The sequence below is a fragment of the Streptomyces sp. ID05-39B genome, assembly GCF_033794725.1.
GTDB lineage: Bacteria > Actinomycetota > Actinomycetes > Streptomycetales > Streptomycetaceae > Streptomyces > Streptomyces bobili.
Genome location: NZ_JARGEF010000028.1, coordinates 1 through 12496, shown reverse-complemented (window position 1 = coordinate 12496; position 12496 = coordinate 1). Strand labels below are relative to the sequence as shown.

At 71.2% G+C, this 12496-nt stretch carries 12 protein-coding genes; 3 read left to right on the top strand and 9 right to left on the bottom strand.

Annotation, left to right across the window (positions count from 1 at the left end; translation table 11 throughout):
* Nucleotides 1-28 precede the first annotated feature (28 nt).
* Both P1P75_RS09560 and P1P75_RS09555 read right to left on the bottom strand, forming a co-directional pair.
* Nucleotides 29-415 (bottom strand): STAS domain-containing protein, encoded by a 387-nt coding sequence (locus P1P75_RS09560; protein WP_319253518.1) that lies wholly within the window; start codon nt 413-415, stop codon nt 29-31.
* A 253-nt stretch (nt 416-668) separates the two neighbouring features.
* A complete protein-coding gene (locus P1P75_RS09555; RefSeq protein ID WP_319253516.1) occupies nt 669-1547 on the bottom strand; it encodes an RNA polymerase sigma factor SigF in 879 nt (292 codons plus the stop codon).
* Nucleotides 1548-1768: 221 nt separating this feature from the next.
* On the opposite strand from P1P75_RS09555, the gene P1P75_RS09550 reads away from it, so the two are divergent.
* Nucleotides 1769-2140 (top strand): PRC-barrel domain containing protein, encoded by a 372-nt coding sequence (locus tag P1P75_RS09550; protein ID WP_319253514.1) that lies wholly within the window; start codon nt 1769-1771, stop codon nt 2138-2140.
* 80 nt (nt 2141-2220) lie between these two features.
* Nucleotides 2221-2598: an ATP-binding protein gene (locus P1P75_RS09545; protein ID WP_319253512.1), complete on the top strand. Its 378-nt coding sequence runs from the start codon at nt 2221-2223 to the stop codon at nt 2596-2598.
* A 69-nt stretch (nt 2599-2667) separates the two neighbouring features.
* Here P1P75_RS09545 and P1P75_RS09540 read toward each other — a convergent pair whose 3' ends face one another.
* Both P1P75_RS09540 and P1P75_RS09535 read right to left on the bottom strand, forming a co-directional pair.
* Nucleotides 2668-3102, bottom strand: a complete 435-nt coding sequence (locus P1P75_RS09540; RefSeq protein WP_319253510.1) for an ATP-binding protein — start codon at nt 3100-3102, stop codon at nt 2668-2670.
* A gap of 173 nt (nt 3103-3275) precedes the next feature.
* Nucleotides 3276-5183 (bottom strand): AMP-dependent synthetase/ligase, encoded by a 1908-nt coding sequence (locus tag P1P75_RS09535; protein WP_319253508.1) that lies wholly within the window; start codon nt 5181-5183, stop codon nt 3276-3278.
* 174 nt (nt 5184-5357) lie between these two features.
* Between P1P75_RS09535 and P1P75_RS09530 the strand changes: the two genes are divergently transcribed.
* Nucleotides 5358-5591, top strand: a complete 234-nt coding sequence (locus tag P1P75_RS09530) for a DUF6480 family protein (RefSeq protein ID WP_319253506.1) — start codon at nt 5358-5360, stop codon at nt 5589-5591.
* 30 nt (nt 5592-5621) lie between these two features.
* Here P1P75_RS09530 and P1P75_RS09525 read toward each other — a convergent pair whose 3' ends face one another.
* The 5 genes from P1P75_RS09525 to P1P75_RS09505 form a co-directional block, all read right to left on the bottom strand.
* Nucleotides 5622-6710: a glutamate--cysteine ligase gene (locus P1P75_RS09525; protein WP_319253504.1), complete on the bottom strand. Its 1089-nt coding sequence runs from the start codon at nt 6708-6710 to the stop codon at nt 5622-5624.
* Nucleotides 6711-6767: 57 nt separating this feature from the next.
* Entirely contained in the window at nt 6768-8972 is a 2205-nt protein-coding gene (gene glgB, locus P1P75_RS09520) for a 1,4-alpha-glucan branching enzyme (protein WP_319253502.1), read from the bottom strand.
* A 3-nt stretch (nt 8973-8975) separates the two neighbouring features.
* The gene (locus P1P75_RS09515; protein ID WP_319253501.1) at nt 8976-10337 is read right to left on the bottom strand and encodes a maltokinase; all 1362 of its coding nucleotides are present in this window, start codon (nt 10335-10337) and stop codon (nt 8976-8978) included.
* 28 nt (nt 10338-10365) lie between these two features.
* Entirely contained in the window at nt 10366-12084 is a 1719-nt protein-coding gene (gene treS / locus P1P75_RS09510) for a maltose alpha-D-glucosyltransferase (protein ID WP_319253499.1), read from the bottom strand.
* A 32-nt stretch (nt 12085-12116) separates the two neighbouring features.
* Nucleotides 12117-12496, bottom strand: a 380-nt coding sequence (locus P1P75_RS09505) for an alpha-glucosidase C-terminal domain-containing protein (RefSeq protein ID WP_319253497.1), incomplete at its 5' end; no start/stop codon positions are given.

Sequence of the window (12496 nt, the reverse complement as noted above, 5' to 3'; positions counted from 1 at the left end):
GGGAGATGCGGCCGACGCCCGTACGGGCCTACGGCGCCTCGGGCGACGCCTGCGGGCGGTCGATCAGCGCCAGGGCGTCGTCCACCTTGTCCGAGATCGGGACCGTGATGCTGACCCCGGTGAGGTCGAGGACCCGGCGCACGGCCGGCGTCGGATCGATCACGTGCACGCTGCCGGGCAGCTCCCGCGCCTCCTGGTACACGCGCAGGATGATGTTCATCCCGGACGAGTCCATGAACGGCACCCCCGACAGGTCCAGCAGGAAGTGCCGGCGGCCGTGATGGAGCTGGTTGGCCAGATGGGCCTGGAACTCCGTCGCGGTGTCGAGGTCCAGATGACCCTCGACCGTGACCAGGGCCACGTCCTCGCGGGGCAGGGTGACCTCCACGGACAGCGGGTTGTGGGCGATGGACACGAATACCTCCGAAAACTGACGGTCCGGGCTCTCTGCTCCGGCGGGCGACCGCGCCGCGTGACCGGGACGCGGGGGGCCCGGGCGGCGCACCGGCCCCGGCCCGTGCGCCTCTCCTCCCACCCGCGGATCCCTGCCTCGCGCCGCGCCCCGGCGGATACCCCGGAACCGTCCGGACATGCACGCGGGGCCGCGCGAACCGCCGCGGGTCGTCCCGGCGGACCCGCGGCACAAAAAGGGACCGGCTAACGGCCCTTCAGGCGACCTCGGCGCCCAGCAGGCCGAGCCGCAGCCGCGCCACCATGCGGCTGATGAGCCGTGAGACATGCATCTGCGAGATGCCCAGCTCCCTGCCGATCTCGGCCTGCGTGCGCTCCTCGACGAACCGCAGATGCAGGATCCGCCGCTCGCGCGCGTCCAGTTGCGCGATGAGGGGCGCCAAGGAGTTGAAGTCCTCCACGAGTTCGAGGGCCGGCTCCTCCGCGCCGATGAAGTCGGCCAGCACCGACTCGCCGTCCGGTCCGCCGTCGGAGGTGAGGGCCGCGTCGAGCGAGGCGGAGGTGTAGCAGTTGGAGGCCTTGCGCGCCTCGATGACCTCCTCCTCCGACAGCGACATCAGCTGCGACAGCTCCCGCGTGGTGGGCATCCGGCCCAGCCGGGTCTGCAACTCGTCGGTCGCGCGGGCCAGTTCGACCCGCGCCTCCTGCAGCCGGCGGGGCACGTGGACCGCCCAGCTGGTGTCCCGGAAGAACCGCTTGATCTCGCCCACGATGTACGGCACGGCGAACGAGGTGAACTCGACCTCACGGGCCAGTTCGAACCGGTCGATCGCCTTGATCAGCCCGATCGTCCCGACCTGGACGATGTCCTCCATGGAGTCGCCCCGGCCGCGGAACCGGGAGGCCGCGTACCGCACCAGCGAGAGGTTCATCTCGATCAGCGTGTTGCGCACGTACTGGTGCTCGTGCGTGCCCTCCTCGAGGACGGCGAGCCGGTCGAAGAAGGGGCGGGACAGCTCCCGCGCGTCCCGCGGACTGACCGCGGTGGGCACCTCGACGATCGGGACCCCTCCCCGCAGGTCGTCGGTGGCCTGCCCTGCTGTGGCCGTTCGTTCCTGTGCCGTCACGGCCTTCATCGCGTTCACTCCGTTCGTCGGGGCCCGCCGAACTGCCGGGGTTCGTCGAGCCGTTCGATGACGCAGTCCGTCTGCCCCCGCTTCCCCGACTCATGCCGCCAGGGACGCGCCACTGCCTTGCGGTGACGTGAACGAGCCAGGGGCCGGGACGGCACGGAGCACCCCGAATGCGGGCGCGGCGGCCGGGTATCAGGTGCTGGGGAACCCGAGAAGGGAGCAGCGTGACCATCGACAGAATCTGGTCCTATCCGGCGGACAGCGGGCATGCCGAGGGGCAGGACCTCACGGGGTACGGGGTGATCGGGGCCGACGGCAACCTGGGGCACGTCGAACGCGAGGACGGCCACCACGGGATGTGGCACCTGGTCGTCGACACGGGCGTCTGGCTGTTCGGCAGAAGCGCCGTCGTCCCGGCGGGCGTCGTCACGTCCGTCGACGGGACCGGCCGGCGGATATCCCTCTCCTGCACGGTGGACGAGGTGAAGGAGGCGCCCCGCTTCCGGACCGACAGCGAGACCATGGACCCCGCCTATCTGACAGCCGTCGCCGACTACTACCGGCGGCTCACCCCGCGCGGGACCACGACCGCGTGACCACAGCGGTGACCATGCCGTGAGGGGAGAGGGACTCGCGCCCGCCCGAGCGGGCTCCGCCCGGGTGACGACCGCCGCCGGTGCGCGACGTCCGCGCGGTGGTGGACGTCTGCTGGGACGCGACGGCCCGGCCGGCCGTGGAGCGGGACGTCATCGACCTGCTGCTCGTCGTCTCGGAGCTGGTCGCCCACGCCGTCCGGCACGGCGGCGGCCTGGCCGGCTTCGAGGCGTCACCGGCCGCCGACGGCATCCGGCCGGTGGTCCACGACCACAGCGCCGTCGTCCCCGACGCGGCGTACGGCCCCGGCGCCTTCCCCGCCGGCCACCGCGGCAGCGGCTACGGCTGGCCGCTGATCATCGGGCTGGTCCGCGACATCCGCATCGGCCCCCGCCCCTCGGGCGGGACGACGATCAGCGTCTTCGTGCCGGTCAGGACCGACGGCGGCGGGGCCTCCTGACCCCGGCAGGCGAACGGCACCCTCGCGGCTCGCAGCTTCACGGCTCACCACGGGAGAAGCCTTCACGGCTCACCACGGGAGAAAGACGTGCACGTCCTTTCCCTCGTCCGCGGACACCACGCTCACCTGGCTGCACAGCGTGTGGATCAGATGCCAGCCGATACCGCCGCCCCCCGCGTCGGGATGGAAGGGCCGGGGGGCCGGCGCCGTCGGGTTGGTGTCGTGCAGCGTCACATGCACCCCGTCGAAGGTGGGGCGCAGATGCAGAACGAAAGGGCCCGGCGCGTACTGGACCGCGTTGGAGGCCAGCTCGGTGACGATCAGCACGATGTCGTGCCAGCACTCGGGCGCTGTGGGCGGGGTCGCGCGGGCCAGCGCGCGAAGGAACTCCTCCGCGGCCAGTCGCGCACCCGTCACGTCCTGCGGTTCACCCGCGAAACGGGCGGTGCGGCTCGGAACCGTCCAGGAGGCCGGTGTGTCGTTACCACGGGGCTCGGTCGCCATGTCGTCGTGCGGCCCTCTGTCGCCGGACCGTCGTCCTTTCTCGTGCGGCTCTGTCGTCGCCACTCCACAGGGTTCCCTGGCCGGAGCGGCCTACGCACCCCGCACCCGGCGGCCGCGCCCGGCCACGCGGGGCGACCGGGCACCCACCCGGCGTGCCCGCGATCCGCTGCCGGTCAGCGGAACACGTCGTCCGAGTCGTCCCAGCTCAGCACCTCGGGCACGGCACTCTCCCGCGGCACCCGCGCACGGGCCTGGTACATGGCCTCGATCTCGGCCGCGTAGTGCCGCACGATCGAGTCGCGGCGCAGCTTCATCGACGGCGTCAGCAATCCGTTGGCCTGGTTGAACGGCTCCGACAGCACCCGGAAGACCCGGATCGACTCCGAGCGGGACACCGAACTGTTGGCCGTGGCGACCGCCCGCCCGATCTCCTCCTGCAGGGCGTTCTCCTCCCGCACCTCCCGGCTGGAGCTGTCGCCCCCGTGCATCGACGGCAGGTTGCGCCGCCAGTGCGCCAGGAACTCCGGGTCCAGCGTGATCAGCGCGCCCACACAGGGCCGGTTGTCTCCCACGACCACCGCCTGATGGACGAGCGGGTGCAGCCGCAGCCGCTGCTCCAGCGCGGTCGGGGCCACGCTCTTGCCGCCGCTGGTGATGATCACGTCCTTCTTGCGGCCGGTGATGGTCAGATAGCCGTCGTGGTCCAGGTGGCCGAGGTCCCCGGTGGCCAGCCAGCCGCCCCACAGGGTGGCCCGGGTGGAGGCGTCGTCGTTGACGTAGCCCTGGAACAGCGACGGGCCGCGGACCAGGATCTCCCCGTCGTCGGCCACCTGGATCTCGATGCCGGGCAGGGCCTGCCCGACGGTCCCCGTCTTCTCCCGGCCGTACGGCTGCATGGTGATGCCGCCGCTGGTCTCCGTCAGGCCGTAGCCGTCGTGGACGTAGATGCCGATGCCCTCGTAGAAGAGGGACAGGTCGGGGTGGAGCGGTGAGCCGCCCGATGTTCCGCGGTGCACGCGGCCGCCGAGGGTGGCGCGGAGTCTGCGGTACACCGTCCGTTCGAACAGGGCGTGCTGGAGCCGCAGGTCGAAGCCGGGGCCCGAGCCGCGCCCGAGCCGCTGCCGCTCGACGGCCGCCGCGAAGTCCCGGGCGGTCTCGGCGGCCCGCTCGAACAGCGCGCCGCGGCCCGCCTCCTGGGCCGCGCGCAGGAAGTTCTTGTAGATCTTCTCGAAGACCGACGGGACACCGTACAGATAGGTCGGGCGGAAGGTCCGCAGCGCCTCGGCGATAGCCTCCGCGCTCAGGTCGGGTTCGTGCCCCATCAGGATGCCGCCGCGCAGGCACAACCCCTGGATCATCAGCCCGTACACATGTGAGAACGGCAGGAAGGCGAGGACCGACGGCTGCTGACCGGGCGGCGCCGCGGTGCTCCCCCAGCCGGCCAGCAGGGTGTCGCAGGGCGAGGCCAGACTGCGGTGGGTGAGCGCGCAGCCCAGGGGCCGTCCCGAGGTGCCCGAGGTGTACGCGATCACCGCGGTGCTGTCCGGCAGCACGATCCGGCGCAGGGAGTCCACGGTGGTCTGCGGGATCACCTCACCGCGCCGCGCGAGTTCCTCGAACGCCCCCGCGTCGAGCTGCCAGACGTGCCGCAGGGCCGGCAGGGTCGCGCACACCGAGCCCACCGTCATGACGCTCTGTTCGTCCTCGACGACCACGCCCACGCAGCGCGCGTCCCGCAGGATCCACTCGACCTGGTCGCGGGAGGACGTCGGATAGACGGGTACGACCTCGGCGCCCACCGTCCAGAGGGCGTAGCTGAGCACCGTCCACTCGTAGCGGGTGCGCGCCATGACCGCCACCCGGTGGCCCGGCGCGATCCCCGACGCGATCAGGCCCTTGGCCAGATCCACGACCTCGTCGCGCAGCTCCACGGCCGTCACCTCCTCCCACGGACCGGAGGAAGCGGACCGGCGCGCCAGCACCGGCAGGGTCGGAGTGCGTGCGGCCGTCTCGAAAATGCTGTCGGCGAGCCCTCCGGTCAGGGGCGAGGCGGCTGGGGGAGCGAAGGCGACGTCGCGCATGCGCTGCTCCTGACAGGTACGGGGTGTGACTTGGCCGATGAGGACAGTTATCGACGGTGGTCGAATGTAGCCCAGGCAGGACCGCCGTGTGGCCGGGAACAGATAACTATTCCGCGTTGATGATCTCGGCTGCGCACTGTTGGTGAACGCTTCCGTTCGGGGGACTCGGAGAACATGACTCACATCAACCCCGACCCCGACCCCGACCGCACCACTGGACTGGAACCGGGCGGCGGCGTACCGCCCGGCGAGACCCCGCCCGCGGAGAGCAGCATGCCCGAGGCCGGCCCCCAGGAGACCCACAATCCCCCCAAGGGCTGGGCCAAGGGCCCCCTCACCCTGATCCTCGTCCTCGCCGTGCTGGTCGCGGCCTTCTTCCTGGCCTACGCCCTCGTCCTCATCCTCTGACCCCGGGGGACCGGCGCGGCGCGAGGCCTGTCAGCTCTGTGTGTGCCGCACGCAGGCGGTGACGACCTCGCGCAGGCTGCCCGTGTGCTCCCACACCTCCCGTTGCACGATCGCCCCGTTGCCGTGCCGCAGCAGTCCGTCGCAGCCCGTCCGGACCCGCTCCAGGTCGCCGCTTTCGGCCAGCGCCTCCGCCACGTGATCGACCAGGGCCCGCACCACCGCCTCGGCGGGCGCGTGCCGCATGGTCGCCGGGTGCAGCAGATCCGCGGTCAGCCCGGACTTGGCCGCCCGCCAGTCGGCCAGCCGCAGCAGGCTCACACTGTGGTCGACCGGCTCGACACCCGCCTTCCACTCGCGGGCCGCCGTCTCGACGAGGGCGCGCACCAACGTGGCCACCAGCACGGCAGTGTCCGCGTGCAGACAGACGTCCGCGACCCGGATCTCGACCGTCGGATAGCGCGCCGACAGCCGTGCGTCGAAGTAGACCATCGCCTCGTCGAGGATCGTGCCGGAGGCCACCATGTCCGCCACCCGCCGGTGGTAGCGCTCCGCCGAACCGAACAGCTCGGTCGGACCGGCCGACGGCCAGCGCTGCCACACCCGGCTGCGGTAGCTGCTGTACCCCGTCTCCTTGCCCTGCCAGAACGGTGAGTTGGCGCTCAGCGCCGACAGCACCGACAGCCACGGCCGGACCCGGTCCACGACCGCGACGCCCTCCTCGTCCGACTCCACCGACACATGGACGTGGCAGCCGCAGACGAGCTGCTCACGGGTGGCGATGCCGTACTGCTCCGCCATCCACTGGTAGCGCCGGTTCATGCCGACGGAGGGGCGCACCGGCAGCGGCGACGTCGCCAGCGCCGCCACCGTGCACCCGATCTCCCCGGCGTGCCGGGCCGCCTCCCCGCGTATGCGGACGATCTCCTCGGCGAGTTCGTCCATGCCCGACTGCGGATGGGTGGCGAACTCCAGCATCTGGTCGTGCAGTTCCTTCTCGAAGACCTGCGGCTCCGCCCGGTCCCGTGCGGCGCGGGCGAGCACCGCGGCGGATCGAGCCTGCGGTTCTCCGGTCTCCGGGTCGACCAGGAGGAGTTCCTCCTCCACTCCGACGGTGCGCACGTGATGCAGCCCTCCTCCGGCAGTTGGTACGCACCCGACTGCCCCGTCGGCACCGGTTCACACCGACGTGGGCGTCAGCCAGACCGTGGCGAGCGGCGGCAGGGTGAGGGTGATCTCCCCGTTCTCCGGCTTGACCCCGTCGAGCAGCCGCACGTCGCTGCCGCCGTACCGCATGTCGTCGGTGTTGAGGGTCTCGTACCAGACGGGCACGTCGTCAGGTACGGCCATCCGGTAGTCGTGCCGGACGACGGGGGAGAAGTTGCTGACCGCGAGGAGGGGGACGCCCTCGGCGTCGTAGCGCAGGAACGCGAAGACGTTGTCCTCGGCCGCGTCGCAGAGCACCCAGGAAAAGCCGCCCGGGTCGGTGTCCCGCTGCCACAGCGCCGGCGTCGCCCGGTAGCGCGTGTTGAGGTCGCGCACCAGGTCCCGTACGCCGCGGTGGTCGGCCTCGGGACCGTAGCCCTCGTCGAGCAGCCACCACTCGGGGCCGTGTTCCTCGGACCACTCCGCGCCCTGGGCGAACTCCTGCCCCATGAAAAGGAGTTGCTTGCCCGGGTGGGCCCACATGAAGGCGAGGTAGGCCCGGTGGTTGGCGCGCCGCTGCCACCAGTCGCCGGGCATCTTCGACACCAGCGCCTGCTTGCCGTGCACGACCTCGTCGTGCGAGATGGGCAGGACGTAGTTCTCGCTGTAGGCGTACACCATGGAGAAGGTCATCTCGTGGTGGTGGTACTTGCGGTGCACCGGCTCCTTGGCGATGTACTCCAGCGAGTCGTGCATCCATCCCATGTTCCACTTCAGCCCGAACCCGAGGCCGCCGCTCTCGGTCGGCCGGGTCACCCCCTCCCAGGCGGTGGACTCCTCGGCGATGGTCACGACGCCCGGGTTACGGCGGTAGACCGTCGCGTTCATCTCCTGGAGGAACGCCTTGGCGTCCAGGTCCTCCCGGCCGCCGAACACGTTCGGCGTCCACTGCCCGGAGTCCCGCGAGTAGTCGAGGTAGAGCATGGAGGCGACGGCGTCCACCCGGAGCCCGTCGACGTGGAACTCCTCGCACCAGTACACCGCGTTGGCGACGAGGAAGTTGCGCACCTCGGTGCGCCCGAAGTCGAACTCGAACGTCCCCCAGTCCGGATGCTCGGCCCGCTGGGCGTTCCCGGGCTCGTACAGCGGATCCCCGTCGAAGCGGGCCAGCGCCCAGTCGTCCTTGGGGAAGTGCGCCGGCACCCAGTCCACGATGACGCCGATCCCGGCCCGGTGGAGCGCGTCGACCAGGTACTTGAAGTCGTCGGGCGTGCCGAGCCGGGCGGCCGGGGCGTAGAAGCCGGTGATCTGGTAGCCCCAGGAACCGGAGAACGGGTGCTGGGCGACCGGCATGAACTCCACATGGGTGAAACCGAGATCGCTGACGTACGCCGGAAGCACATCGGCGAGCTGGCGGAACGTCAGTCCCGGCCGCCAGGAGGGCAGATGCACCTCGTACACCGAGAACGGCGCGACATGCACCGGCACGTCCCCCCGGTGCGCCATCCACTCGGCGTCGTCCCACTCGTAGTGCGAGGCGTGCACGATCGACGCGGTGTCCGGCGGGACCTCCGCACAGCGGGCCATCGGGTCGGCCTTGAGGAAGCGGTCGCCGTGGCGCGAGGTGATCTCGAACTTGTACCGGGTGCCCTCGCCGACCCCGGGCAGGAACAGCTCCCACACCCCGGACGAGCCGAGGGAACGCATCGGGAACGCGGTGCCGTCCCAGTACGTGAAGTCCGCGGCGAGCCGTACCCCCTGGGCGTTCGGCGCCCACACCGTGAACCGGGTGCCGGTCACGCCCTGGTGGGTCATCGGCTCGGCGCCGAGCGCCTTCCACAGCTGCTCGTGCCGGCCCTCCCGGATGAGGTGCAGATCGAGATCGCCCAGTGCCGGCAGGAACCGGTAGGGATCGTGCACCTCGCTCTCGTCGCCGTCGTACGCCACCAGCAGCGTGTACGCCGGGACCGCGGCCAGCGGCAGGACCGCGGCGAAGAGACCGTCGCCCTCCGAGACCAGCGGGGTGCGTCGGCCGTCCACCAGCACGGCGACCGAGCGCGCGAAGGGGCGCAGGGCCCGGAAAAGGACACCGCCGGACACCGGGTGCGCGCCCAGCACGGCGTGCGGGTCGTGGTGCGCGCCCGCCAGCAGGCGGCCCCGGTCGGCGGGGTCGAGCGCGGGCGCCACCGGCGGGCGGGGGCCGGCCGGCTCGGGCAGAGATGTGTCACGCAGAGCCATCGGTCAGCCTCCTCGGACGGCGAGTCGTTCGATCGCCGCCATGGGTACGGGTAGCCAGTCGGGACGGTGCCGCGCCTCGTACAGCACCTCGTACACGGCACGGTCGGTTTCGTAGGCACGCAGCAGGGCGTGCTTCTTGCGGGGGTCCCAGCCGGCCCGCTCCGCGTAACCGGCGCAGAACGCCTCCCGGCAGCGGCGGGCCCACTCGGGACGCCAGGGACGGCGCTGCCTGGCGGCGTAGTCGAACGAGCGCAGCATGCCCGCGATGTCGCGGACCGGGGAGTGCGCGCTGCGCCGCTCGGCCAGCGGCCGGGACGGTTCGCCCTCGAAGTCGATGACGAACCACTCGCGTCCGGCGTGCAGCACCTGCCCCAGGTGCAGGTCGCCGTGGATGCGCTGGGCCGGAGGGCCCGGGTCGCAGGCCGCGAGCGCGCCGAAGGCGGTGGTGAGCCCGGATACGTAGGGGCGCAGTGCCGGTACGTGGTGGGCGGCGGCCTCCAGCCGCTCGGTCATCCCGGCCGCCGTCCGGGCGTTGTCGCCGAGCGGTCCGGCGGGGAAGGCCGCGGCCAGCGCGAGGTGCACCTCGGCGGTGGCCCCGCCCAGCGCGTGGGCCTGCGGGGTGAAGTCCTCCCCGCGGGCCAGGGCGTCCAGGGCCAGCGTCCAGCCGTCGGAGGCGTCGGGCAGGAACGGCTGGAGGACACCGAGCGTCGCCTCCTGCGGATGCGTCGTGCGGTACCAGGCGACGGGGGCCGGCACCCGGCCGCACCCCTGCGCGGCCAGCGCGACCGGCACCTCCAGGTCCGGGTTCACCCCGGGCTGGATGCGCCGGAACACCTTCAGGATGAACGCGTCGCCGTACACCAGAGACGTGTTCGACTGCTCGGCCTCCAGCAGCCGGGGCGCCAGCCCGGCCGGCACGTGGACCGACGGGTCGGACTCGAAGGACAGCGGGCCCAGCGGCCCCGGATGGCGCATGCGCTCCAGCAGCAGATGCGCCGACCGAGGGTCCTGCAACGCGTCGTGCACGGTGAGTCCGGCCAGCGGCCCCTCCTCGACCCTGCCGATCAGGGCCCGGCCCAGCCGGGGCGACAGATGCTCCTGGATGCCGAGGAGCAGCTGGTAGCAGTCACCGGGCGGGGGAGTGCCGCCCGGTGAGGGCACGCCCGACTGGCCGGTCTGCACCAGCAGATGCAGACAGCCCGGATACAGCTCCGTCATGGACAGCAGACGCAGGTCGTTGAGGGGCCGGTCCTTGCCCGCGAACCAGCGCTGCCGGGGCAGCCAGTCGCGCAGCAGCGCCCCGAGCGTCCCGGTGGAGCGGACGCCGACGACACTGCCTGGGCTCAGAGGTGCGGTCTTCTGCATGGTGACGCGTCCTTCCCTCGGCGCACGCTCACAGGCGCCGGCCGACGCGGGATGCGGCTCGGGCGAGCCGGAACCAGTAGAAACCGTGTCCCGCGAGGGTGAGCAGGTAGGGCAGTTCACCGATCGCGGGGAAGCGGACCCCGCCGAACAGTTCGACCGGGTGGCGGCCGTCGAAGCGACGCAGGTCCAGCTCGGTGGGCTGGGCGAAGCGGGAGAAGTTGTGGACGCACAGGACCAGGTCGTCCTCGTACTCGCGCAGGAAGGCGAGGACGGCCGGGTTGGAGGAGGACAGTTCGGTGTAGGTGCCGAGGCCGAAGGCGTGGTTCTGCTTGCGGATCTCGATCATGCGGCGGGTCCAGTGGAGCAGCGAGGAGGGCGACTCCATCGACGCCTCGACGTTGGTGACCTGGTAGCCGTGGACGGGATCCATGATGGTCGGCAGAAAGAGCCGGCCGGGGTCGCAGGACGAAAAACCTGCGTTGCGGTCCGGTGTCCACTGCATGGGGGTGCGCACCGCGTCGCGGTCGCCGAGCCAGATGTTGTCGCCCATGCCGATCTCGTCGCCGTAGTAGAGGATCGGCGAGCCGGGCAGGGAGAGCAGCAGGGCGGTGAAGAGTTCGATCTGGTTGCGGTCGTTGTCCAGGAGGGGCGCGAGCCGGCGGCGGATGCCGATGTTGGCGCGCATGCGCGGGTCCTTGGCGTACTCCGCGTACATGTAGTCGCGCTCCTCGTCGGTGACCATCTCCAGGGTCAGCTCGTCGTGGTTGCGCAGGAAGATGCCCCACTGGCAGTTCGTCGGGATGGCGGGTGTCTTGGCGAGGATCTCGGACACCGGGTAGCGGGACTCGCGGCGCACCGCCATGAAGATGCGGGGCATGACGGGGAAGTGGAACGCCATGTGGCACTCGTCGCCGCCGGAGGCGTAGTCGCCGAAGTAGTCGACGACGTCCTCGGGCCACTGGTTGGCCTCCGCCAGGAGCACGGTGTCCGGGTACTGCGCGTCGATCTCCTTGCGGACCCGCTTGAGGAAGGCGTGGGAGGCGGGGAGGTTCTCGCAGTTGGTCCCCTCCTCGGCGTACAGGTAGGGCACCGCGTCGAGCCGGAAGCCGTCGATGCCCAGGTCCAGCCAGAAGCGGAGGGCGGCCAGGATCTCCTCCTGGACGGCCGGGTTCTCGTAGTTGAGGTCGGGCTGGTGGGAGAAGAAGCGGTGGAAGAAGTACTGCCCCCGCACCGGATCGTACGTCCAGTTGGAGACCTCGGTGTCGACGAAGATGATCCGGGCGTCGGCGTACTGTTTGTCGTCGTCGGCCCACATGTAGTAGTCGCCGTACGGCCCGTCGGGATCGGTCCGGGATTCCTGGAACCACGGGTGCTGGTCGCTGGTGTGGTTCATGACGAAGTCGATGATGACGCGCATGCCGCGCTGGTGGGCGGCGTCGGCGAACTCCACGAAGTCGGCGAGGTCGCCGAACTCGGGGAGCACCGAGGTGTAGTCGGAGACGTCGTAGCCGCCGTCCTTCAGCGGTGACTTGAAGAAGGGCGGCAGCCACAGGCAGTCGACGCCCAGCCACTGGAGGTAGTCGAGTTTGGCGGTGAGGCCCTTGAGGTCGCCGACGCCGTCGCCGTTGCTGTCCTGGAAGGAGCGGACGAGGACCTCGTAGAAGACGGCACGTTTGAACCAGTCGGGATCGCGGTCCTTGGCCGGGGTGTCCTCGAAGGTGTCCGGGACGGGGGAGTTGACGGTCATGACGCTCGGGAGTCTCCGATCTGCGCTGTGAGTCACCGGACGTGGAACACGTGGGCCGGCGTCCGGCCGGGCTCCAGGCGTACGTAGTTGTCGCTGCCCCAGGCGTAGGTCCGGCCTGTCAGCTCGTCGTGCACGGACAGGGCCGCGCCCTGGCTTCGGCCGAGGTGCGGCAGGTGCAGGGAGACGGTGGCCTCCTGGGTGTGGTGCGGGTCGAGGTTGACCACGACGAGCACGGTGTCCTCGCCCGTGCGCTTGCTGTAGGCGATGACGGAGTCGTTGTCCGTTCGGTGGAAGCGGAGGTTCCTGAGCCGGTGCAGCGCGGGATGGGCCCGCCGGATCTCGTTGAGCCGGGTGATCAGCGGGGCGATGGTGCGGCCCTCGCGCGTGGCGGCCTCCCAGTCCCGCGGCCTGA